We start from the raw sequence: 23088 nt of genomic DNA, 5'->3' as shown, positions 1-23088 counted from the left end.
CGCGCCGCCGCCCGGCGCCCGCCCCGGCGGCTACGGCTACCCGCCCGCCGCCCAGCGGCCCGCGCCCGCCCCGGCCGCCGGCGGCGCCACCCGCCACTGGATCGAGATCAACGGCAATCGCCACCAGATCTCCCGCCCGACACTCGTGCTCGGCCGCAGCACCGAGGCCGACGTGCGGATCGACGACCCCGGCGTCTCCCGCCGGCACTGCGAGATCCGGACCGGAACGCCCTCGACGATCCAGGATCTCGGGTCCACCAACGGCATCGTGGTGGACGGGCAGCACACCACCCGCGCTACGCTCCGCGACGGCTCGCGGATCGTCGTGGGCAGCACCACCATCATTTACCGGCAAGCCGAAGGGTGAAGCGGGGGCAATGTCAGAGCTGACCCTCACGGTCATGCGGCTGGGTTTCCTGGCCGTACTGTGGCTGTTCGTGATCGTGGCCGTGCAGGTCATCCGCAGCGACCTGTTCGGTACGCGCGTCACCCAGCGGGGGTCCCGCAGGGAGACCGCCCGGCCGCAGCAGGCCGCGCGCCAGGCCGCGGCGCCGCCGCAGCAGCGCGGCCAGCAGGGCGGTGGCCGCCAGCGCCGCAACGCCCCCACCAAACTCGTGGTGACCGAGGGCATCCTCACCGGTACCACCGTCGCGCTGCAGGGCCAGACCATCAGCCTGGGCCGTGCGCACGACTCCACGATCGTGCTGGACGACGACTACGCCTCCAGCCGCCATGCCAGGATCTACCCGGACCAGGGCGGTCAGTGGATCGTCGAGGACCTCGGATCCACCAACGGCACGTACCTGGACCGGACCCGGCTGACGACCCCCACACCGATCCCGCTGGGCGCGCCGATCCGCATCGGCAAGACCGTCATCGAGCTGCGGAAGTAATACGACTAATGAGCGAGCGGAGCGAGCACGCAACGGCGGCCGGCACCCCGGGCCCCGGCGCGCTCCCGACCGGAGGGTGGGCACCGTGCGGATGTACCCGGAGCCGACGGGCGAGGTGCGCATGAGTCTGTCACTGCGCTTCGCCGCCGGATCGCACAAAGGCATGATCCGCGAGGGCAACGAGGATTCCGGTTACGCCGGCCCGCGGCTGCTCGCGATCGCCGACGGAATGGGCGGCCAGGCCGCCGGCGAGGTCGCCTCCTCCGAGGTGATCTCCACCATCGTCGCCCTCGACGACGACATCCCCGGCTCCGACATCCTCACCTCGCTCAGCACCGCCGTACAGCGCGCCAACGACCAGCTGCGCGCCATGGTCGAGGAGGATCCCCAGCTCGAGGGCATGGGCACCACGCTCACCGCCCTGCTGTGGACCGGCCAGCGCCTCGGCCTGGTGCACGTCGGCGACTCGCGCGCCTACCTCCTGCGCGACGGCGTGCTGACCCAGATCACGCAGGACCACACCTGGGTGCAGCGCCTCGTCGACGAGGGACGCATCACCGAGGAGGAGGCCAGCACCCACCCGCAGCGCGCGCTGCTCATGCGCGCCCTCGGCAGCGGCGAACGCGTCGAACCCGACCTGTCCATCCGCGAGGTACGCGCCGGCGACCGCTATCTGATCTGCTCCGACGGCCTCAGCGGCGTCGTCTCCCACCAGACGATGGAGGAGACCCTCGCCGGCTACCAGGGGCCGCAGGAGACCGTGCAGGAACTGATCCAGTTCGCCCTGCGCGGCGGCGGCCCCGACAACATCACCGTGATCGTCGCCGACGTCCTCGACCTGGACACCGGCGACACCCTCGCCGGACAGCTCTCCGACACCCCGGTCGTGGTCGGCGCGGTCGCCGAGAACCAGAACCACCTGCACGACAACGGCATCATGCAGACCCCCGCCGGACGCGCCTCGGGCCTCGGCCGCCAGGTGCCCGGACAGGGCGGCGGTGGCGGCGAGTTCGGCCCGCCCGGCTCCGGCGGCGACACCGCCGGCTACGCCCCCGCGGACGAATACGGCGAGGACGACTTCGTCAAACCCCGCAAGAGCCGCAGGTGGCTCAAGCGCTCCTTCTACAGCGTGCTCACGCTCGCGGTCCTCGGCGGCGGCCTCTACGGCGGCCACCGCTGGACGCAGACGCAGTACTTCGTCGGCGCCAACGAGGAGCACGTCGCCCTGTACCGGGGCATCAGCCAGGACCTGGCGTGGCTGAAGCTGTCGAAGATCCACGCCGACCACCCCGAGATCGAACTCAAGTACCTGCCGCCCTACCAGCAGCAGCAGGTCAGAGCGACGATCACCGAGGGCGGTCTGGCCAACGCCCAGAAGAAGATCGACGAGCTGTCCGTGCAGGCCTCCGCGTGCAAGAAGGAGGTCCAGCGCCGCACCGCCGAGGACAAGAACGGCGCCAAGGCCGAGGAGGGCCAGGCGGGCGGCACCACGGGAACCACCCGCACCGCCTTCACGTCCAAGGCGACACCGGCGCCGAACCCGTCGACGGCCAAGTCCCCGTCCTCCCCGTCCACGTCCGCCACCGCGTCCACTCCCAGCCCCGGCCCCACTCTCTCGGAGGAAGAGCAGAAGGTCGTCTCGCTGTGCGGTAAGCAGTAGGCAAGCCGTGAGAGGCCCTGTCACACGATGAGCACTACCAACCCGTCGATGCAGCACACGTCCACGATCGGCGCGATCGGCGCGCCCAGCCGCCGCAACACCGAACTCGCGCTGCTGGTCTTCGCCGTCGCCATCCCGGTGTTCGCCTACGCCAACGTGGGCCTGGCCATCAACGGCCAGGTGCCCGCGGGCCTGCTGAGCTACGGCCTGGGCCTCGGTCTGCTGGCCGGTGTCGCGCACCTCGTCGTCCGCAAGTTCGCCCCGTACGCGGACCCGCTGCTGCTGCCGCTGGCCACCCTGCTGAACGGGCTCGGACTGGTCGTCATCTGGCGCCTGGACCAGTCGAAACTGCTCCAGGCCATCGACCAGGCGGGAACGGCCGCGCCTCGGCAGCTGCTGTACACGGCGCTGGGCATCGCCCTGTTCGTGGTCGTGATGATCTTCCTCAAGGACCACCGCGTCCTGCAGCGCTACACCTACATCTCCATGGTCGGCGCGCTGATCCTGCTGCTGCTGCCCCTGGTCCCCGGCCTCGGACAGGACATCTTCGGCGCCAAGATCTGGATCTCGGTCGCCGGATTCTCCATCCAGCCCGGTGAGTTCGCGAAGATCGTGCTGGCGGTCTTCTTCGCCGGCTACCTGATGGTGAAGCGCGACGCGCTGGCCCTCGCCAGCCGCCGCTTCATGGGCCTGTACCTGCCGCGCGGCCGCGACCTCGGCCCGATCCTGGTCGTCTGGTTCATCTCGATCCTGATCCTGGTCTTCGAGACCGACCTCGGCACGTCGCTGCTGTTCTTCGGAATGTTCGTCATCATGCTGTACGTCGCCACCGAGCGGACCAGCTGGATCGTCTTCGGTCTGCTGATGTCCGCCGTCGGCGCCGTCGGTGTGGCCAGCTTCGAGACGCACGTCCAGCAGCGCGTCCAGGCCTGGCTCAACCCGATGAAGGAGTACGCGCTCAGCCAGAAGGGCGTCCAAGGCCACTCCGAGCAGTCCATGGAAGCGCTCTGGGCGTTCGGCTCCGGCGGCACCCTCGGCTCCGGCCTCGGCCAGGGCCACTCCGACCTCATCAAGTTCGCCGCCAACTCCGACTTCATCCTCGCCACCTTCGGCGAGGAGCTGGGCCTGGCCGGCCTCATGGCCATCCTGCTGATCTACGCCCTGATCGTGGAACGCGGCGTGCGCACCGCGCTGGCCGCCCGCGACCCCTTCGGCAAGCTGCTCGCCGTCGGCCTGTCCGGCGCCTTCGCCCTCCAGGTCTTCGTCGTGGCCGGCGGTGTCATGGGCCTCATCCCGCTGACCGGTATGACGATGCCCTTCCTGGCGTACGGCGGTTCCTCCGTCCTCGCCAACTGGGCCCTGATCGGCATCCTGATCCGGATCAGCGACACCGCCCGCAGACCGGCGCCCGCTCCCGCCTCCAACCCCGACGCCGAGATGACCCAGGTGGTCCGCCCGTGAACAAGCCCCTGCGCCGAATCGCGATCTTCTGCGGTCTCCTCGTACTCACCCTGCTCGTCCGTGACAACTGGATCCAGTACGTCAAGGCCGACACCCTCAAGAACGACAAGCACAACCGCCGTGTCACCATCGCCCGTTACGCGACCCCGCGCGGCGACATCATCGTCGGCGGCGGCAACCCGATCACCGGGTCGGTCGAGACCAAGAGCAACGGACTCAACGACCTCAAGTACAAGCGCACGTACAAGGACGGCCCCATGTGGGCGCCGGTCACCGGGTTCACCTCCCAGGCCTTCGGCGCCACCCAGCTGGAGTCCATCGAGGACGGCATCCTCACCGGCAACGACGACCGGCTGTTCTTCCGCAACACCCTGGACATGATCACCGGCAAGCCCAAGCAGGGCGGCAACGTGGTCACCACGCTCAACCCGGCCGCGCAGAAGGCCGCCTACGACGGCCTGAAGAAGGTCGGCGGCAAGGGTGCCGCGGTGGCCCTCGACCCCGCCACCGGCAAGATCCTCGCCCTGGCGTCCTACCCGTCCTACGACCCGTCGTCGTTCGCCGGCAACTCCAACAAGGACGGCGAGGCCTGGCAGAAGCTCCAGAAGACGGCCGACCCCAACGACCCGACGCTGAACCGGGCACTGCGCGAGACCTACCCGCCGGGCTCCACCTTCAAGGTGGTCACCGCGGCCGCCGCGCTGGAGAACGGCCTGTACAAGTCGGCGGACGAAGCCACCAACTCGCCACTGCCGTGGATCATGCCGGGCACGACGACGCCGCTGCAGAACGAGGGCAACATCCCCTGCAAGGACGCCACCATGCGTGAGGCGCTGCGGGTGTCCTGCAACACCGTCTTCGGCAAGATCGGCGCGGACCTCGGCAACGACAAGATGCTCGAGGAGGCGAAGAAGTTCGGCTTCGACAGCGAGCAGTTCACGCCGGTGCGCAGCAACGCCTCGGTGTTCTCCGACGACATGAACGAGTCGCAGACGGCCCTGTCCTCCATCGGCCAGTTCAACACCGCCGCCACCCCGCTCCAGATGGCCATGGTCGCCTCCGCCGTCGCCAACGACGGCAAGCTGATGAAGCCGTACATGGTCGACAAGCTGCAGTCGCCCAGCGTGGACACCCTGGAGCAGACGGAGCCGCAGGAGCTGAGCCGGCCGCTCAGCTCGCAGAACGCCCAGATCCTCCAGTCGATGATGGAGACCGTCGTCAAGGACGGCACCGGCCAGAACGCGAAGATCAACGGCGTCACGGTGGGCGGCAAGACCGGTACCGCCCAGCACGGCGTCGACAACAGCGAGAAGCCGTACGCCTGGTTCATCTCCTACGCCAAGCTCGCCGACGGCAGCTCGCCGGTCGCCGTGGCCGTGGTGGTCGAGGACAACAACGCCAACCGCGACGACATCTCCGGCGGCGGCCTGGCGGCTCCCATCGCGAAGAACGTCATGGAGGCGGTCATCAGCGCCAGGCAGTGAGTCCTGTCACGCTCCCTTCACATCGGTGCACGTTGCGATACCGGTCCTGTATCGGGTGACGGGCTTGGCCAAGTCACACAGAGCGAGCCGGGTACGGTAGGCCCGGACAGCAGCCTCCGGCGGCACAAGGGTGCCGGTCGGGACCGACGGAGAGGGCTGGTAGCTAGCTATGGAAGAGCCGCGTCGCCTCGGCGGCCGGTACGAGCTGGGCCATGTGCTCGGCCGTGGTGGCATGGCGGAGGTGTACCTCGCGCATGACACCCGGCTGGGACGCACCGTGGCGGTGAAGACGCTCCGCGCCGACATGGCGCGCGACCCTTCCTTCCAGGCCCGGTTCCGCCGGGAGGCCCAGTCGGCCGCCTCGCTCAACCATCCCGCGATCGTCGCGGTCTACGACACGGGCGAGGACTACATCGACGGGGTCTCGATCCCGTACATCGTGATGGAGTACGTCGACGGCTCCACGCTCCGGGAACTGCTGCACAGCGGCCGCAAGCTGCTGCCGGAGCGGTCCATGGAGATGACCATCGGCATTCTCCAGGGCCTGGAGTACGCCCACCGCAGCGGCATCGTCCACCGCGACATCAAGCCTGCCAACGTCATGCTGACCCGCAACGGCCAGGTCAAGGTCATGGACTTCGGCATCGCCCGCGCCATGGGCGACTCCGGCATGACCATGACCCAGACCGCGGCCGTCATCGGCACCGCCCAGTACCTGTCTCCCGAGCAGGCCAAAGGCGAGCAGGTCGACGCGCGCTCGGACCTGTACTCGACAGGTTGCCTGCTCTACGAGCTACTGACGGTCCGCCCGCCCTTCGTGGGTGACTCCCCGGTCGCGGTGGCCTACCAGCACGTGCGCGAGGAGGCGCAGCCGCCGAGCGTCTTCGACCCGGAGATCACGCCCGAGATGGACGCGATCGTGATGCGGGCGCTGGTCAAGGACCCCGACTACCGCTACCAGTCCGCCGACGAGATGCGCGCCGACATCGAGGCCTGCCTCGACGGCCAGCCGGTCGCGGCCACGGCCGCCATGGGCGCGGTCGGCTACGGCGGCTACCCCGACGACCAGCCGACCACCGCCCTGCGCTCCGACGCCGGAGCCGCGGGCGCGACGACGATGCTGCCGCCCATGAACCCGGACGACGGCGGCTACGGCTACGACGACCGCCCCGACCGGCGCCGTCAGAAGAAGTCCAACACCTCGACGATCATGCTGATCGTCGCCGGCCTCCTGGTCCTCGTCGGCGCGATCTTCATCGGCATGTACGCCTTCAGCAGCAACGGCGTCAACAACGACGAGTTGAACGTCCCCATCTTCGTCGGCCAGACGAAGCGCGAGGCCCAGGAGTCGGCCAGGAACGCCAGCATCGAAGTGGCCTTCACCCAGGACACCTGCGACGACCAGCCCAAGGGCAGGGTCTGCTCGCAGGAACCCAAGGACGGCAAGGTCAAGAAGGGCGACACGGTCAACCTGGTGCTGTCGACCGGGGCGCCGAAGGTGACGGTTCCCAGTGTCCGCGGCCTGAGCTTCGAGGCGGCGCAGTCCCAGTTGGACGATCTGGGCTTCAAGGTCGAGAAGAAGACCCAGGAGTCGGACCAGGATCCCGATGTAGTCATCGACCAGGACGTCAAGGGCGACACGAAGGTGGAGAAGGGCTCCACCATCACGCTCACGGTCGCCACGGAGAAGAGGCAGGTCGCGGTCCCGGACGTCTCGGGCAAGACCTGCCAAGAGGCCCAGCAGGTGCTTCAGGGCGTCAACCTCAACAGCACGTGCAGCGAGGTGCCCACCGACGACCCCAACCGGGACGGCAAGGTCGTCCAGACCGACCCGGGCATCGGCCAGCAGGTCGACAAGGGTGCGAACGTGAACATCCAGGTCGGCAAGTTCCAGCAGCAGAAGAAGCAGGTGCCCAACGTCCGCGGCCGAACGGTGGCGGAGGCCAGGCAGATACTCGCGGCTGAGGGCTTCACCAACGTCCAGTTCGCCGATGGCAGCAACCAGGACGACAACTCGGTGGTCTTCAAGCAGGATCCGGGCGAGGGGCAAGAGGTCGACGACCCCGGCAGCACCCAGATCACGCTGACCACCTTCGGGGGAGGCAACAACAGGGGCAACGGCGGCTTCTTCGGCGGCTGACCCCCGACCCCGGCACTCGGAGCCCCGGCTCCCCTCCAACAAGGGGAACCGGGGCTCCGTCGTACGCCGGTCAGCTCATCGCAGTTCCGCCGGCGGGGTCCGCCTGGCGTCGACCTTCTCCGTGCGGACCAGTTCGCCCCAGACCACGTAGCGGTAGCGGGAGGTGTACACCGGCGTGCAGGTCGTCAGGGTGATGTAGTGGCCGGGCTTCTTGACGCCCGACTCCTCGGGGACCGCGGACAGGACCTGGACGTTGTACTTGGAGGTCTCCGGGAGGATGTCGTAGACCTTGTAGACGTACCACTTGTCCTTGGTCTCGAAGACGACCGGATCGCCCACGCGCATCTTGTCGATGTTGTGGAACTTGGCACCGTGACCGTCCCGGTGGGCGGCGAGGGTGAAGTTGCCGGCCTTGCCGGACATCGGAAGGGTCGCCTTGGCGGGGTCCGTGTAGTAGCCGGCCACCCCGTCGTTGAGGATCTCCTCCGCCGTGCCCTTCTTGACCAGGACCTCGCCGTTGTGCATGGACGGCACGTGCAGGAAGCCGATGCCGTCCTTGGTGTCCAGCGCTCCGGGGCCGCCGGGCACGGAATGCGCCCACTCGTCGCGGACCTTGCCGCCCTCCCGGTCGGCCTTGCGGTCCGCCAGGACGTTCGTCCACCACAGGGAGTAGACGACGAACAGGCCGAGAACCAGACCCGTCGTGATCAGGAGCTCACCGAAGACGCTGACGGCGAGGGCCAGCGGGCCGGTCCCCCGGCGGCGCCGCCCTCGGCCGGCGCCCGACGCGTCACCGTGCCCTTCGCGGCCGTCGGTGTGCCCTGCCGTGTCGTCCGTGGTCGCTGCCACTGTTCATCCGCCCTTTAACTGACGAGCGCATCCGGCTTGCCCTTGCTGCGCGGCCGTTCCTCGACCATCTTGCCCCAGACGATCATCCGGTACTTGCTGGTGAACTCCGGTGTGCACGTGGTCAGCGTGATGTAACGGCCGGGTCCGGTGAAGCCCGACCCCTTCGGAACGGGATCGAGGACGCTGATGTTGGCCGGCGGGGTCACCGGCAGGATCGACGCCATCTTGTAGACGAAGTACGTGTCCTGCGTCTCCACGACGATCGCGTCGCCCGGCGAGAGCTTGTTGATGTACCGGAACGGCTCACCGTGCGTGTTGCGGTGGCCCGCCAGCCCGAAGTTGCCCGTCTTCGCGTCGGGCATCGCCGTGTTGAGATCGCCCTTGCCGTAGTGCCCGACCATGCCCTTGTCCAGCACCTTCGCCTTGCTGGTGCCCTCCGCGATGGGCACCACCACGTCCAGCTTCGGGATGTGCAGGAGGGCGAAGCCCTGCCCCGGCTCGAACGTCCCGGGGCTGCGCTTGCCGCTCGCCCAGTCGTCCTGGAGCTGGTGCGCCTCACTGCCCGCCTGCGCGTGCGCCCGGACGTTCGTCCACCACAACTGGTAGGTGACGAAGAGCAGCATCACCACACCGGTGCTGATGAACAGCTCGCCGATGACCCGGCTGGCGATCACGGCCGGGCTCGCCCTGCGCGCCCGCGCCTGCCGGCGCGCCTCCATCCGGGACAGCGGCGCCGACGACCGGTCCGCCGGGCTGTCCTCCTCCGGCAGCGGGCCGCCAGCGGCCCCACGACGTCCGTTACGGCGCCTGGCGGCCTTTCTGCGGGCCGCGCGCCCACCCGGCGAGGGCGAGGAGGCCTGCGCGGCGGAAGAGGCGCCAGGCGGCGGTTCCGGGATCCGCAGCGCCATCGTCTCGTCGTCGACGGGAGGCAGATACGCCGTCGCGTCGCCCGAGGACCCGTACGGCGCCCCCGTCGCGCCCTGCGGGGGCTCCGCGCCCTGCGGGGGCACGTTCGGGGCGACCTGCTGGGGCGCCGCCCCCTGCGGCCCGTAGGACGCGGCGTAGGGGTCCTGGGGCACACCCTGCGCCTGGCCGGCGCCGTACCACCCTTCGAACGCGTCCGGTCCCCCGTACGACTGCTGCCCGTACGAGGTGTCCGTCTCGCGCTCGGGGCGCAGCGCGGTCACGCCGTGGCCCTGCCCACCACCGGGGCGAGCCCCGCCGACCTCGCCACGGCCTCCTTGTCGCCGCACTCCGCCAGCCAGTTGGCCAGCATCCGGTGCCCGTGCTCGGTCAGCACCGACTCGGGATGGAACTGCACGCCCTCGACGGGGAGTTCACGGTGCCGCAGGCCCATGATGATGCCGTCCTGCGTGCGCGCCGTGACCACCAGCTCGTCGGGCACGGTCGCCGGCTCGGCGGCCAGGGAGTGGTAGCGGGTCGCCGTGAAGGGGGAGGGCAGGCCCGCGAAGACGCCCGTGCCCTCGTGCTCCACCGGCGAGGTCTTGCCGTGCAGCAACTCGGGCGCGCGGTCCACCACACCGCCGTAGGCCACCTGCATCGACTGCATGCCCAGGCACACGCCGAAGACGGGGACACCGGTCGCGGCACAGTGCCGGACCATTTCCACGCAGACACCGGCCTGCTCGGGCGTGCCCGGACCCGGCGAGAGCAGTACGCCGTCGAAGCCGTCCTGCGCGTGCGCCGTCGACACCTCGTCGTTGCGCAGCACCTCGCACTCGGCCCCCAGCTGGTACAGGTACTGGACCAGGTTGAAGACGAAGCTGTCGTAGTTGTCGACGACGAGAATCCGCGCACTCACTGGTTGTCCACCGTCACATCGTTGAAGGGAAGCAGCGGTTCGGCCCACGGGAAGACGTACTGGAACAGGGCGTAGACCACGGCGAGGACGAGTACCAGTGAGATCAGCGCCCTCACCCACGCGTTCCCCGGCAGATGCCGCCAGATCCAGCCGTACATGCCGTCCCTTCCGTCTCCCACGGCACCAGACTCACGCCGTACGCCACCAGACTAACGGCGCGGCGCCCGAGGTTTCCCGGCCTCCGTGAGCCGTGCGGAAACCGCCTGCGCCCGGACGTACGTGGCAACAGCGTCGATCACCTCAACGACCGCGGACCCGTTTTTGTACGGCCCTTTGTCGATCCGATACGCGAACCGGGCCGTTCCGTTCACCAGTACGACTACTGCACGGGCTTCGCGTAGTGCAGGTCCACCGTGCCCGAGTAGCCGGGCAGGGTGGCGGTTCCGTCGTCGGTGACCTTCCAGCCCAGGCCGTAGACGTTGACGTACACCATGTAGTTCTGGATCGCCGGGGAGTCCGCGAGCGCCTTCTGGAGCTTCGCCGGGTCGCCGACCGCCGTGATCCTGTACGGCGGCGAGTAGACGCGGCCCTGGAGGATCAGCGTGTTGCCCACGCAGCGCACCGCACTGGTGGAGATCAGCCGCTGGTCCATCACCTTGATGCCCTGGGCGCCGCCGTTCCACAGCGCGTTGACCACGGCCTGGAGGTCCTGCTGGTGGATCACCAGGTAGTCGGGCTGCGGCTCGGGGTAGCCGGGCAGCTTCGCGGTGGCGTCGGGCGGGGCGTCGTTGAGCGTGACCGTGATCGCCCTGCCCGTGAGCTTCTGCGTGCCCGCGCTCTTCTCCAGGCCGGTCAGCCTGCCGTCCTGGGGCTTGCCGCCGTCGTCGCGCGCGGCGAGGGACTCGATGTCGTCGCGCAGGGCGGCGTTGGACTCGTCGAGTTCCTTGTTCTTCCGGCTGCGCTCCTGGACGAGGTCGGACAGCTTCAGCAGGGACGTGTCCGTGCGGATGTTGGTGCCCTTGGCCGTGTTGAAACTGGTGAAGAAGATCAGCCCGGCGAGGGCGAAGACGGCCACGGTAAGGATCCGCACGGGCCTCGGGCGGCGCGTGCGGGCCGGGCCGGCACCCGTCCCCGAGAAGTCGGCGGAATTGGTCAACGTACCCTTATCTCCTTCGGCGCCGCGGAAGCACTACGCTAACGGACGTCCGGGGGAGTGCTCGGAGTGCCCTTGTACGCTGCTCCGGAGCCAGCCCAGTTCCCTGCGCGGCCACCAGCGCATCGACAGGAGAGACCCTCGTGCCGAAGTCACGTATCCGCAAGAAGGCCGACTACACGCCGCCGCCCGCCAAGCAGGCGGCGAGTATCAAGCTGGAGGGCCGCGGCTGGGTCGCGCCCGTCATGCTGGCGCTGTTCCTCATCGGGCTGGCCTGGATCGTCGTCTTCTACGTGACCGACGGCTCACTGCCCATCAAGGCCCTCGACAACGTGAACATCGTCGTGGGCTTCGGCTTCATCGCCGCCGGGTTCGCCGTCTCCACGCAGTGGAAGTGACGTCGTCCTTCCGGTGAACGCAGCTTTGCCCACGGCTATCCGCTGAGTTATCCACAGGCTGGTGAAAATTTCCACATGCTGCCTGGGGAAAACGCTGATGATCTGTGGATAACCCGCCTGCCGTTGACACCGGTACGACTGTCACACCGCTCCTCCAGAGCGTGCACGCCCCCTGCCTGACCTGCGACAACACAGGACATCGGCAGGGGGCGCACCCGTTCCCGCACGCTATGCACAAGATCCGACACCGGTTGTGGACAACGGACGCTCTCAGGTGAGCTGAACCGTTCTGAGCACCGTCAACACGACGACGACCGCCAGCACCAGCGCGCACGTGCCGTACTGCACCAGGTCACGCCGCTCGCGCGGGGCGTGCACCATCGCGTACCCCACCACGACACCGGCGACCAGGCCGCCGATGTGCGCCTGCCAGGCGATGCCGCTCCAGCTGAAGGTGAAGATCAGGTTGATCACCAGCAGGGCGATGATCGGCCGCATGTCGTAGTTGAGCCTGCGCATCAGCACCGCGGTGGCGCCGAACAGGCCGAAAATGGCGCCCGAGGCGCCGAGCGAGGCCTGGCTCGGCGAGGCAAGCAGGTAGGTCAGCGCTCCGCCCGCCAGCCCGGAGACGAAGTACAGCGACAGATAGCGCAGCCGTCCCAGGGCCGCCTCCAGGGGGCCGCCCAGCCACCACAGGCTCAGCATGTTGAAGCCGATGTGCCAGATCTCCTGATGCGTGAACATCGAGGTCACCAGGCGGTACCACTCGCCGGCCGCGACACCCGAGGTGGGGGTGAAGGGAGCCGGCGGCCAGGCGCCGATCAGGAACAGGTTGCCCACGAGCGAGGAGTCGACGCTGACCGCGATGAACACCGCGACATTGATCCCGATGAGGATCTTGGTGAGCAGGCGGGGGTCGGCGGTCATGGTGCCGCCGGCCAGCGTGCGGGGCCGCGACGCGGCGGGCGGGTGGCCGGTGCCGGAGCCGCCGCGGACGCAGTCCGGGCACTGGAAGCCCACAGAGGCGTCGACCATGCACTCGGGGCAGATCGCCCGGTCGCAGCGGACGCAGCGAATGCCGGTCTCGCGACCCGGATGGCGGTAGCAGGTCGGCAGGCTGTGGGCGTCCGGCGGGCCCTGGTCCGCCGGGTCCTGGCCCGTCGGGCCCGTCGGGCTGCCTGGTGCCTGGTCCATGGGGTTCCCCTCGATTCGTCCTGCTGTCCTGCTCGTCCTACTGGTCCCGCCGGCCCGCCGCGAAACACGGCTGCGGCTGCTCGTGGGCAACGCACCGCCCCGCCCATCCTTACGGACAAGCGGGGCGTTTGGTTCCCTCGCGGAGATGTCGGGACGAGCCCTTCACTCAGCCTTCGCGGGTCTCCACGACGACCGACTCGATGACGACGTCCTTGAGCGGGCGGTCGGTGCGCGGGTTGGTCTGCGCGGTCGCGATGGAGTCCACGACCTTCTGGCTGGCCGCGTCGGTGACCTCGCCGAAGATGGTGTGCTTGCGGTTCAGCCAGGCCGTCGGACCGACGGTGATGAAGAACTGCGAGCCGTTGGTGCCCGGACCCGCGTTGGCCATGGCCAGCAGGTAGGGCTTGTCGAAGGAGAGGTCCGGGTGGAACTCGTCCTTGAACTGGTAGCCGGGACCGCCGGTGCCGTTGCCCAGCGGGTCACCGCCCTGGATCATGAAACCGCTGATCACCCGGTGGAAGACCGTGCCGTCGTAGAGCTTCGCCTTGGACTTCTCGCCGGTGGCGGGGTGGGTCCACTCACGCTCGCCAGTGGCGAGTTCGACAAAGTTCCGGACCGTCTCGGGAACGTGGTTCGGCAGGAGCCGGACCTCGATGTCGCCGTGGTTGGTCTTCAGGGTGGCGTAGAGCTGCTCAGCCACGATCTGCCTTCCGTTGTCTTCCTGTGACTCCCCGATCCTCGCACGGCCCGCGCCGTGCGTCGCCCGGCGGTCGGTTCCCTCGGGGAGATCCGCCGATCCGGTTGCGGAGAACCGGGCGAGTCGTCCCGGGCGGGAGCGCGGCGCGGCGATCCGTGGCATTGTCGACGACAAGCTCCTGTTGCTCCGCATTCATCCCCCATCGATTCAGCCCTTGCCGCACGTGCCCGCCTTTCGGCGGACTTCCGGCCGGCAGGGCCGGCGCGGTGACCACGTGCGTCACCCGTGACCCGGATGCCCGGTCGCACATGCCACCGGGCCCGTTGGCAGGCATGATCCGTAAAAGGGTGGAAAGTCGAATTACCGTACGCCACCGAGGAGGAGGAACCCGTGACCCGCATCGACAGCGTGCGCGCCGCGACCGGCTCGGCGAAGGACAGCGTGCTGCACGCCGCGGAAGTGGTGGCGCCCTACGCCGACACGGCCAGGGACAGGGCCGCGCACTACGCACACGAGGCACGCGTACGGCTCGCGCCGAAGGTGACGCTGGCCGCCGACCAGGCCCGCGTCCAGTACGGCGCCTATGTCGCACCCCGGCTGGAACAGGCCCGCACGCAGGCCATGGCCCATGTGCCGCCGAAGATCGACCAGGCCGCCCAGGAAGCCGCCTGCCGGGCGCGCCGGGCCGCCCGGCAGGCCGCCGAGTACTCCCGGCCGCGGATCGAGCAGGCGATGGCCGCGGCGGCGCCGGTCGCGGACGAGGCCGCGGCGCGCGGTGCCGCAGCGCTGGTGGCGCTGCGCGGTCAGGTCCCGGCCCGGAAGATCCAGAAGCTGGCCCGCACGCAGCAGCGGCGTGCGCGGGCCGGGCGCGCGGTGAAGCTGCTCGCGCTGGCGGGCGCGCTCGCCGGCGGCGCCTTCGCCGCCTGGAAGTGGTGGGACAAGCAGGCCAACCCCGACTGGCTGGTGGAACCGCCGGCCGCGACGGAGGTGCCCGAGTCGGGCCGGCTGACGTCCGTGGACGGCACCGGCCAGTCCGTGCTGGACCCCGAGGTCCAGGCGAAGGAGGACGAGGAGACGTCGGACCGCGACGAGTAGCTGCCCCCGGAGACGGAAGAGCCCGCCTGACCGGTGTGTCCACAGGTCAGGCGGGCTTTTGTCGCGATCACACGGGTCCCGTTCCGCGAGCGGGTAGGTTGAGTTTGCCTGGGCACCGACAAGATCTGAGGGGGACCCCATGCTCGACGGAATCACAGGAACCGTTGCCATCGGCGTCACGGCGGCATTGGCAGTCGCCGGGGAGCGTGCCTCGAAAAGGCGCGAGAAGGCGTTCTGGGAGCGCTACGGATCCTTCGAGGGGTTCCGGGGTCAGGTCGACGAGGAGAGGGTCCAGCGGGTGCGCAGGGAGCAGGGCGACGTCGCCGCCATCAAGGCGGTACGGCAGACCTACCCGTACGTCTCGCTCCTCTTCGCGAAGCGCTACGTGGAGGAACTCCCGGCGTAGCCGTCGCCGTGCGTGCGCACCGCACACACGAAGAATGCCCTCCGAAACCACGTTTCCGCAGATCAGAGGGCATTTCACCGGTGGAGCCTAGGGGAGTCGAACCCCTGACATCTGCCATGCAAAGACAGCGCTCTACCAACTGAGCTAAGGCCCCGGAAGACAGCATCCGGCCGGAAGATCCGTCCACCGGTCGGGTGCCGCAGACCAGAGTACCGGGTCACCCCCCGGATCTCGCAAAAAGATTGGGGCTCCCCGCGGCCGACCACTCTCCGTAAGATGCTCCGCGTGGTTCGCTACAGCGAACCGCGGTTCTTGGGGAAGCGATGGGGAGACGCAATGGACGCCGCACAGCAGGAAGCCACCGCAAAAGCGCGGGAACTGCAGCGGAACTGGTACGGGGAGCCGTTGGGGGCGCTCTTCCGCAAGCTCATAGACGACCTCGGGCTCAACCAGGCCCGGCTGGCGGGAGTACTGGGGCTGTCCGCCCCGATGCTGTCGCAGCTGATGAGCGGCCAGCGCGCGAAGATCGGCAACCCTGCGGTGGTCCAACGCGTGCAACTTCTCCAGGAGCTGGCGGCCCAGGTGGCGGACGGCAGCGTCAGCGCGGCCGAGGCGACCGAGCGCATGGACGAGATCAAGCGGTCCCAGGGCGGCTCGGTGCTCAGCAACACCACGCACACGTCGAACACTTCGGGGGCGCCGACGGTCAAGCGGGTGGTCCGCGAGATCCAGTCGCTGCTCCGCTCGGTCGCTGCGGCCGGTGACATCATCGATGCCGCGAACACCCTCGCCCCCAGCCACCCCGAACTGGCGGAATTCCTCCGGGTGTACGGCGCGGGCCGCACCTCGGACGCGGTCACGCACTACCAGTCCCACCAGAACTGACACCGCGGGGGGGGCGAATCGCGCGTCGAGGGGGAATCCGAAGGGGGGACAGCCCCAGGGGGAGGAGCGACGCACAGCCATGGGTGAGGTCTTCGCCGGCCGGTACGAGCTGGCCGACCCGGTCGGGCGCGGTGGAGTCGGCGCGGTGTGGCGGGCCTGGGACCACCGCCGTCGCCGGTACGTGGCCGCCAAGGTCCTCCAACAGCGCGACGCGCACTCCCTGCTGCGCTTCGTGCGGGAGCAGGCGCTGCGGATCGACCACCCCCATGTGCTCGCGCCGGCCAGCTGGGCCGCCGACGACGACCAGGTCCTGTTCACCATGGACCTGGTGGCCGGCGGCTCCCTGGTCCACCTGGTCGGGGACTACGGCCCACTGCCCCCGGCGTTCGTACGCACTCTGCTCGACCAGTTGCTTTCGGGCCTCGCGGCGGTGCACGCGGAGGGTGTCGTGCACCGTGACGTCAAGCCCGCCAACATCCTGCTGGAGGCCACCGGAACCGGCCGGCCCAGGCTGCGGCTGTCGGACTTCGGCATCGCGATGCGGCTGGGCGAACCGCGGCTGACGGAAACCAACCTGGTGGTGGGGACACCGGGTTACCTCGCTCCCGAGCAGATGATGGGCGCCGAACCCGACTTCCCCGCCGATCTGTTCGCCACCGGTCTGGTCGCCCTCTATCTGCTCCAGGGCGCCAAGCCGGACGCCAAGGCGCTCGTGGAGTATTTCGCCGAGCACGGAACTCCCGGTGCGCCCAAGGGCGTTCCCGAGCCGCTGTGGCAGGTCGTGGCGAACTTGCTGCAACCCGATCCGCAGGCCAGGTTCCGTACCGCGACCGGTGCGCGCAAGGCTCTTGCCGCGTGCGCCGAGCTCCTGCCGGAGCCGGGCCCCGACGACGAGCTGATCGAGATCTTCGACCAACTCGGCCCGCTGCCACCGGGGTTCGGACCCGAGGGTCCGCTCACCCGGAGCCCTGGGGTGACGGTCGGGCGGACGGCGGCGTCCGGTTCGGCCGGTTCGGTCGGTTCGGTCGGCGGTTCCGGGATTCCCGGTGCCGGGGCCGCCGCTCCCGGTAACGGCGGTTCCGTGGCTTCCGGTGTGGGTGCCGCTTCCGGCAGCGGGGGCGTGCCGGACCCGCGTCTCGATCCCCGGGAGGGGACCGGGTCGGCACCGAGCACGGACGGCAGCGGTCTGCCGTCGGAGCCGCCCCAGCCCTCCACCATGTCCGACACGGGCAGCTTCCACCTGCCACCGCCCCGCCCCGCCGCCCCGGCGCGGGAGATTCCACCGCCCCAGGGCGCTCCCCCGCACGCTCTTCCATCCCCTGCCGTGCCCCCGCACACCACGCCCCCGCAGGCCGTCCCCCCGGCACCGGCCGCCCCGCCCCCGCCCGGTGGCACGCCGCTCGAACCCGCGGCCCACGTCTCCCCTCACGACCCCACCCACGTGCTGTCCTCCCCCGATTCGCGGCAGCGAGCTGATGTCTCCACCGCTTCGTACACCGCCCAGGCCCCGCAGGTTCCCGTTCCGGCGCGGGGAGCCTCACGCCACCGCGCCGGACGGCCCCGCCGCCCCGGCCCGCCCGCGACGGTGGCGATCCCGCTGCTGCTCCTCGCGCTGGCCTGCTACGCAGTCGGTTTCTGGGCACTGAGCCGTCTGTAAGGCGCGCCACAGGCCGGTCCCAGCCAATCCTGGCCGATCCGCGGCCGCCCCGGCGATCGCGTGCCCCTCGCGCCTCTCCCGCCGCTCTACAGGGCGTCGGCCCTGCGGCGGGCGAGCACCGTCCACGCCCCGAGGACGGCCAGCAGGACCGTTCCCGCGCCGATCCCGCCGACGGCGAGCGCCCGGAGCGCCGCGGAGCCGTCCGCCGCCCCGGCCGGGGTCGCCGCGGCCCGGTCGTGGGCGGTGACCTCGAAGAGCTGCCCCGGTTCGGACCGGCCCGCGTAGTCCGGACCTGGCTGCGCCGTGCCGTCCACCCGTACCCGCAGGACCAGACCGTAGGGCCCCTCGCCGAAGGAGTCGGCGGTCTGGGCTGCGAGGTGCACGACCAGGTAGTGGTGGCCGGCGAACCGCATCCCCTTGACCTGGGCGGCGAAGCCGTGGCGGTTGGCGTGGGCGACCGGCGGCACGGGTGCGAGGGCGGCGGACGTCTGCCGGCCGCTGTAACCGGCGTACGCCTCCTCGACGAATCCGCGCACCGGGTTGTAGAGCGACAGGGTCAGCGCGCCGTTCACATAGCCGCTGCCGCCGCTGGAACTGCCCAGCTCGACGCCGGCGTTCAACTGCTGCCCCCAGTCGACCGGGACCTTGTAGAAGAAGGTCTGGCCGGGCCGGATACGGGTGCGCCACACGCCCTGCCCGACCGTGCTCGCCGCGGCGAACCCGGCGCCCCCGGCCCGTTCGGCCGCCTGGCCGGTGACCGGCTGGGGCGAGGCGGAGTTCCAGGACCCGGGCGCGCTCGTGGCCCCGGCGCGTTGCAGCGGCGGCTCCGAGACGACGGCGAGTTCCAGGGGCCAGGTGTCGGACGAGGATGCCTTGGCGCCGACGCGTTCGACGAGGACGTAGTACGACCCGGCACCCTGGCACAGGGGACGGCCGGAGGAGATCTCGCGCGCGCCCCACGCGGCAACGGGATGCGGACTGCGGCTCGGGCCGAAGCGGGCGGCCTGCGAGGAGCAGGAGGCGCCGCGGGCGTCCCGCACCGAGATCCTGAGGCCGTCGGTGGCGGCGACCGTGGTGCCGGCTCCGGGCACCGCCGTGGCGGAGACGTAGGCGGTGGAGGTGGCGTCCAGGTCGAGGCGGTAGTACAGCTTGCCGCTGCCCGGCAGGGAACTCCTGTAGGTGCGGCCCGGTTCGAGGGGTAAGGCGTCCGTGGTGCTCGTGGCTCCGGTGACGGACCGGGCGCCGTCGGTGAACGCGTACGGGTCCGCTCCGCCGGCCGCGAGAGCGCTCGGCCCGGGGCCGGCCGCCGCGAGGCACAGTGCCGCCGCGGCCACGGCCAGGCGCACGGCGAGCTGGTGCGAGAGACACCGGCCGCGCCGATCACGCCGTGAGCGCCCTGCCGCCGCCCGCCGTCCCGCCCCACGCCGTACCATCCCGCGCCACCCCTCGCGTTCCGTCCCTCCGGACGTCGCCCATCATTCCCCGGGGGCCGCTACGCCATCCGCGCATTCCCCGGGCGCACACGCGGCAACGGTCTCAGGAAGCGACACCTACCTCACCCTCCGCGACCCCGCAACACGAGAGCGGGCCCGCCGGGACCGGGGCCCACAACACAAAACCCCGACCGCTACGGCGGTCGGGGCCTGCTCAGTTCGGGATGTCGGTGCTCACGAACCCGTGGGCACGGAGTCAGTCGCCTCCGTCCACAGATCCTGCTCGGCGCGATCCGCCTGGATCTGGCGGTACACGAGGAGCCCGCCGATGGCGGCCAGTGCGACCAGGAGAAGCTTCTTCACCGCGCGACCTCGTCTTTCGTTGACGTAGGGGACCTCTGGCGCCCGACTATACACACCGGCCGATACCGATCGGTGACCTGCGTCGGCTGTCAACTGCCGTGCGCGCGAGCGCAGTAGGCGGGGACGAAACCGCTCCGACCGGAGGGTGATCACACCCGCACGGACGGTTACTTTTGGGTGCGCTCATCCCACCTTCGCACCTTTTCATCGCTCATGCGCCCATCCGAGTGGTGTTCATCCGAAGATCGCCGCGCCATGGGCGTTGGTCCACCACTTCGCGGCGCCCATACACATGATGAGCAAAGTACGCAAATCGCCCAACCTGAAAGTGAGGGGCCATGGACCAGCACAAAGTCATGAAGTTGTGGACCGCCATCGTCACCGCCTTCCTCGCGCTCTGCACGGCGCTCGGACTCATCACCACGACGGCCGCCTCCGCGGCTGCGGCCGCGCCGCAGCCCGAGACGGCGCCCAAGAGCACCGCACCGGTGCCGGCACAGACGACGCCGTCCTTGTCCAAGCCCCCCACCCCGTCCTTGCCCCCGACGATGAAACAGCGCATCCGCGCCGAGGCTCACGGAAGAACCCCGGGCTGCCGTCACCGCCCGCCGGTCGACGCCTTCTCCCTCGCCGCCGAACCCCGATGCCTCCCGGACGAACCGCCGGCCCGGCCGACCATCCCCCTCCAGCGCTGACAGGGCCGCACCGGCCCGGCCGGTGCCACCACCCGCACCCTTGACGTAACGGCGATTCGCGTACAGCACCAGCCGCAGAACGCGAAGCTCCCCGGCCACCACGGCCGGGGAGCTTCACCTGCGTCCACGCCCCGGCTCCTCACGCCTCGGGTTCCCTGCCGTCGGTGTCCCGTTCACGGGACCGGCGCCGCTTCGGCCGGGGGCGGATGTGGTCGTGGACGGCGCCCGCAGCGATCACCACGCCAACAACCAGCATGAGGGCGGAAAGGAGCCGCAGCATCCCCTGCCCGTACAGGGCCTGATGGCCGAACCAGGCCAGGGCGACGCAGGTCATCAGACGGTCGCCGATTTTCCTCAGGCGCGGGTCCATACGCACTCCCGACTACTGGACAGCGGCTGGGGCTAACAGGATTTGAACCTGTGGCCTCATCCCTATCAGGTCGACAACGCAGGATGGGCGTACTGGGTCAAGCGACCTTCGGCCTGGATCGCTGGTCTGCTGAGGTTCAGCCTTGACCGCCGCCGTTCGCCCCTGTTGGTGTCAGCCACTGGTGTCAGGCGCCAGTAGCCGAAGATCACCGGCCAGTGCAGTAGGAGTCCACGGTCTCCCCATGGCGGGTTGCAGTCGCGGTGCCGAAGGATCGCGGTGATCCTGGCAGTGGAGCGTGGCTGGCGTCGCATGGCGCTGTGCGTCGGTGATCGCGCTGTACAGGAAGGTGGCAGCCATGGCAGCGATGCCGAACGAGATACGGCGAGGGCACGGGGGGTCGGACAGCAGCGAAAGGCTCAGCGGCGCGTCCCTCTTCGCCGGGGCCGTGATGATGCTCAGCGGGCCGCTCAGCATTCTCATGGGGGCATCCGGCATCGCAGGGGACAACTTGTTCGCCGCGTCCCAGTACGCCTATCGGTTCGACCTAACCGCTTGGGGCTGGATTCACATTGTGGTCGGACTGGCACTCGCCATTGCCGGCATGGGGGTCGTGACAAACAAGAGCTGGGGTCGCGGGGCTGGTGCGGCGGCGGCAGGGATCAGCCTGATCACCCAGTTCATGTTCGTTCCGTACTACCCGCTGTGGGCCATCCCCGTGATGACACTTGACCTTCTGATCATCTTTGCGCTGACGAGGTTCCACGTCGGAACCAACAGCGGTTGGTGACACACCTCGGCCCACCACTCTCCCCAGCTCCCATCCCGTCCGCCATCGACCCACACACCGTGGAGCGGGCGTGGTTCCTGGCGTCGAGGTGGAGCGCGCGACTGGTGCGGGCGTCCCGCACCCACCGCCTCTACGCGGCCTGCGTCCTGGTCCTCGTGCTGGGGCTCCGCCGCAGTGAGGTCCTGGGCCTGCGCTGGCAAGACATCGACTGCGAGGCTCGCCACTTCACCCCGGTCAAGCAGGTGCAGCGCGTCAAGGGCGTCGGGCTGGTCCTGAAGGACCTCAAGACCGAGTCCTCACAGGCCGTGCTTCCTCTCCCCGAGTTCTGCGCCCGTGCCCTGGAGGAACGGCGGGAGCTGCAAGAGCTGGAACGGAAGATCGCCGGCGAGCACTGGTCTCAGGAACCGGACCATGACCTGATCTTCTCCTCGGAGCGCGGCGGCATGATCGACCCGGTGGGCTTCTCCCGGACCTTCGACCGCCTCGTGAAGCGCGCCGGCGTCCGCCGCATCACCGTCCGGCTCGCCCGGCACACCTGCGGCACGCTGCTCGCCTTCCTGAAGGTGCACCCCAAGGTCGCCCAACTTCTGGAAGACCCGCTCATCGGCTGATGTCAGCCGTGGATGTCAAAGACCCCCAGCCGGTATCGACTGGGGGTCTTTTCGCTGGTGGGGCTAACAGGATTTGAACCTGTGGCCTCATCCTTATCAGGGATGCGCTCTAACCAACTGAGCTATAGCCCCGCCGCGCTCTGCGGGGTATGTCCCGCGCGCTGACTCCTGAAGATTAGCGCACGAGGGGGGCAGTCCCAAAATCGGTTGTCGGGGGACCGTCAGCGGACGTTTCGCGACACCGCCGCAGACGCCGTGGAGGGCGCGTCGGCCGGACTACTCGTCCTCGGCCAGCGTCAACTCGACGCCGCCGGCGAAGCCCGCGGAGAGGTTGTACATGAACGCTCCGAGGGTCGCGAGGGCCGTCGCCAGCACCACGTCGATCACGGCGATGATCGACGTGAACATCAGCACGTGGGGGAGGGACAGGAAGGACTGGAGGTCGAAGCCGTTGGACTCGTTCGAGCCCGTGGCCTCGGAGATCGTCCCGCCGACCGTGGAGAACACACCCATCGCGTTCATGACCATCCACAGCACGGCGGCCGCCACGATCGTGCAGATGCCCAGGGCGATGGAGAGCAGGAAGCTGACCTTCATCACCGACCACGGATCGGCCTTGGCCACGCGCAGCCGGGCCTTGCGGGTGCGCGGTTCGGTACGCACGCCCATGCGCGGCCGGCGCACCGCCTGGGAGGCGGGCTCGGCCGCCGGGTAGGCCTGCGGCGGGTGGTACGGCCCGGCGGGCTGCTGGGACTGCCGGTCACCCGGCAGCGGAGAGCCCGCCGCCTGCTGACCGGCCGCGGCGTTCGCCTGCTGGGCCTGCGGACCTCGGGTGTCCGTCACCGTTCCCCCCTGGGATCCGTGAGTGTGGGGCGTGTGCGCATCGGCCGCGGGCGACTTGATCGCTTGCAGATTGGTCGTATGCGTGTCCGTCGCAGGCGCGGCGGAGCCACGGCCGCCGCCGTCCGCTCCCGTACCAGTGGAGGTACCGGCCGATCCGGCGCCCGTGGCTCCGCTCACGATGACTCTCTCCTC

At 69.7% G+C, this 23088-nt stretch carries 24 protein-coding genes, 2 tRNA genes and 1 pseudogene; 14 read left to right on the top strand and 13 right to left on the bottom strand.

Annotated features, from left to right (window positions below):
- The 6 genes from CG719_RS23000 to pknB all read left to right on the top strand — a co-directional run.
- Positions 1–367 (top strand): FHA domain-containing protein (locus CG719_RS23000; protein WP_159024939.1); only part of this gene is annotated, 367 nt, incomplete at its 5' end.
- 10 nt (positions 368–377) lie between these two features.
- Entirely contained in the window at positions 378–893 is a 516-nt protein-coding gene (locus tag CG719_RS22995) for an FHA domain-containing protein FhaB/FipA (RefSeq protein ID WP_100570559.1), read from the top strand.
- 121 nt (positions 894–1014) lie between these two features.
- On the top strand, positions 1015–2553 hold the full coding sequence (locus tag CG719_RS22990; RefSeq protein WP_234375714.1) for a Stp1/IreP family PP2C-type Ser/Thr phosphatase: 1539 nt from the start codon (positions 1015–1017) through the stop codon (positions 2551–2553).
- Between the two features lie 27 nt (positions 2554–2580).
- Complete coding sequence (locus CG719_RS22985) at positions 2581–4014, top strand: FtsW/RodA/SpoVE family cell cycle protein (protein ID WP_100570557.1); 1434 nt, start codon at positions 2581–2583, stop codon at positions 4012–4014.
- A complete protein-coding gene (locus tag CG719_RS22980) occupies positions 4011–5498 on the top strand; it encodes a peptidoglycan D,D-transpeptidase FtsI family protein (RefSeq protein ID WP_100570556.1) in 1488 nt (495 codons plus the stop codon). Before CG719_RS22985 ends, CG719_RS22980 begins: the two co-directional genes overlap by 4 nt.
- A gap of 169 nt (positions 5499–5667) precedes the next feature.
- The gene (gene pknB, locus CG719_RS22970) at positions 5668–7638 is read left to right on the top strand and encodes a Stk1 family PASTA domain-containing Ser/Thr kinase (RefSeq protein ID WP_100570555.1); all 1971 of its coding nucleotides are present in this window, start codon (positions 5668–5670) and stop codon (positions 7636–7638) included.
- Between the two features lie 75 nt (positions 7639–7713).
- Here pknB and CG719_RS22965 read toward each other — a convergent pair whose 3' ends face one another.
- From CG719_RS22965 to CG719_RS22945, 5 genes and pseudogenes are all read right to left on the bottom strand, one after another.
- Entirely contained in the window at positions 7714–8487 is a 774-nt protein-coding gene (locus CG719_RS22965) for a class E sortase (RefSeq protein ID WP_100570554.1), read from the bottom strand.
- Positions 8488–8501: 14 nt separating this feature from the next.
- On the bottom strand, positions 8502–9674 hold the full coding sequence (locus CG719_RS22960) for a class E sortase (protein ID WP_100570553.1): 1173 nt from the start codon (positions 9672–9674) through the stop codon (positions 8502–8504).
- Positions 9671–10309: an aminodeoxychorismate/anthranilate synthase component II gene (locus tag CG719_RS22955; protein WP_100570552.1), complete on the bottom strand. Its 639-nt coding sequence runs from the start codon at positions 10307–10309 to the stop codon at positions 9671–9673. The genes CG719_RS22960 and CG719_RS22955 overlap by 4 nt, the downstream gene beginning before the upstream one ends.
- Positions 10306–10514: pseudogene (locus tag CG719_RS22950) on the bottom strand (hypothetical protein). Before CG719_RS22950 ends, CG719_RS22955 begins: the two are co-directional and overlap by 4 nt.
- A gap of 174 nt (positions 10515–10688) precedes the next feature.
- Positions 10689–11465, bottom strand: a complete 777-nt coding sequence (locus CG719_RS22945; RefSeq protein ID WP_100570550.1) for a DUF881 domain-containing protein — start codon at positions 11463–11465, stop codon at positions 10689–10691.
- A 140-nt stretch (positions 11466–11605) separates the two neighbouring features.
- On the opposite strand from CG719_RS22945, the gene crgA reads away from it, so the two are divergent.
- Entirely contained in the window at positions 11606–11860 is a 255-nt protein-coding gene (gene crgA, locus CG719_RS22940; RefSeq protein WP_100570549.1) for a cell division protein CrgA, read from the top strand.
- Between the two features lie 270 nt (positions 11861–12130).
- Here the strand turns inward: crgA and CG719_RS22935 are convergent, their stop codons facing one another.
- A complete protein-coding gene (locus CG719_RS22935; protein WP_100570548.1) occupies positions 12131–13054 on the bottom strand; it encodes a rhomboid family intramembrane serine protease in 924 nt (307 codons plus the stop codon).
- 166 nt (positions 13055–13220) lie between these two features.
- Positions 13221–13754, bottom strand: a complete 534-nt coding sequence (locus CG719_RS22930) for a peptidylprolyl isomerase (protein WP_100570578.1) — start codon at positions 13752–13754, stop codon at positions 13221–13223.
- A 387-nt stretch (positions 13755–14141) separates the two neighbouring features.
- Here CG719_RS22930 and CG719_RS22925 point away from each other — a divergent pair, with 387 nt between their 5' ends.
- Entirely contained in the window at positions 14142–14846 is a 705-nt protein-coding gene (locus CG719_RS22925; protein WP_100570547.1) for a DUF5324 family protein, read from the top strand.
- A 139-nt stretch (positions 14847–14985) separates the two neighbouring features.
- The gene (locus CG719_RS22920; RefSeq protein WP_100570546.1) at positions 14986–15252 is read left to right on the top strand and encodes a hypothetical protein; all 267 of its coding nucleotides are present in this window, start codon (positions 14986–14988) and stop codon (positions 15250–15252) included.
- An 81-nt stretch (positions 15253–15333) separates the two neighbouring features.
- Here the strand turns inward: CG719_RS22920 and CG719_RS22915 are convergent.
- Positions 15334–15406: transfer RNA gene (locus tag CG719_RS22915), tRNA-Ala, on the bottom strand.
- A gap of 182 nt (positions 15407–15588) precedes the next feature.
- Here CG719_RS22915 and CG719_RS22910 point away from each other — a divergent pair.
- Positions 15589–16137 (top strand): helix-turn-helix domain-containing protein, encoded by a 549-nt coding sequence (locus CG719_RS22910; RefSeq protein WP_100570545.1) that lies wholly within the window; start codon positions 15589–15591, stop codon positions 16135–16137.
- 79 nt (positions 16138–16216) lie between these two features.
- Positions 16217–17794 (top strand): serine/threonine-protein kinase, encoded by a 1578-nt coding sequence (locus CG719_RS22905; RefSeq protein WP_100570544.1) that lies wholly within the window; start codon positions 16217–16219, stop codon positions 17792–17794.
- An 86-nt stretch (positions 17795–17880) separates the two neighbouring features.
- Here the strand turns inward: CG719_RS22905 and CG719_RS22900 are convergent, their stop codons facing one another.
- Positions 17881–19227, bottom strand: a complete 1347-nt coding sequence (locus CG719_RS22900) for a hypothetical protein (protein ID WP_100570543.1) — start codon at positions 19225–19227, stop codon at positions 17881–17883.
- Positions 19228–19461: 234 nt separating this feature from the next.
- A complete protein-coding gene (locus CG719_RS36630) occupies positions 19462–19590 on the bottom strand; it encodes a DLW-39 family protein (protein WP_003999697.1) in 129 nt (42 codons plus the stop codon).
- Positions 19591–19928: 338 nt separating this feature from the next.
- Here CG719_RS36630 and CG719_RS22890 point away from each other — a divergent pair, with 338 nt between their 5' ends.
- The gene (locus tag CG719_RS22890) at positions 19929–20285 is read left to right on the top strand and encodes a DUF6344 domain-containing protein (RefSeq protein ID WP_100570541.1); all 357 of its coding nucleotides are present in this window, start codon (positions 19929–19931) and stop codon (positions 20283–20285) included.
- Positions 20286–20424: 139 nt separating this feature from the next.
- Here the strand turns inward: CG719_RS22890 and CG719_RS22885 are convergent, their stop codons facing one another.
- Entirely contained in the window at positions 20425–20655 is a 231-nt protein-coding gene (locus tag CG719_RS22885) for a hypothetical protein (protein WP_100570540.1), read from the bottom strand.
- Between the two features lie 355 nt (positions 20656–21010).
- Between CG719_RS22885 and CG719_RS22880 the strand changes: the two genes are divergently transcribed.
- Both CG719_RS22880 and CG719_RS22875 read left to right on the top strand, forming a co-directional pair.
- Positions 21011–21442, top strand: a complete 432-nt coding sequence (locus CG719_RS22880) for a DUF7144 family membrane protein (RefSeq protein ID WP_234375712.1) — start codon at positions 21011–21013, stop codon at positions 21440–21442.
- A gap of 104 nt (positions 21443–21546) precedes the next feature.
- On the top strand, positions 21547–22053 hold the full coding sequence (locus CG719_RS22875) for a tyrosine-type recombinase/integrase (RefSeq protein ID WP_234375711.1): 507 nt from the start codon (positions 21547–21549) through the stop codon (positions 22051–22053).
- A gap of 55 nt (positions 22054–22108) precedes the next feature.
- Here the strand turns inward: CG719_RS22875 and CG719_RS22870 are convergent.
- A tRNA-Ile gene (locus CG719_RS22870) sits at positions 22109–22185 on the bottom strand.
- Positions 22186–22329: 144 nt separating this feature from the next.
- Positions 22330–23073, bottom strand: a complete 744-nt coding sequence (locus CG719_RS22865) for a DUF3566 domain-containing protein (RefSeq protein ID WP_100570539.1) — start codon at positions 23071–23073, stop codon at positions 22330–22332.
- Positions 23074–23088 lie beyond the last annotated feature (15 nt).

Origin of the sequence: Streptomyces sp. CB01373, from assembly GCF_002803075.1 — a bacterium.
Classification (GTDB): domain Bacteria; phylum Actinomycetota; class Actinomycetes; order Streptomycetales; family Streptomycetaceae; genus Streptomyces.
The sequence above is the reverse complement of the archived record's forward strand: the minus strand, read 5'-3'. Positions and strand labels throughout refer to the sequence as shown.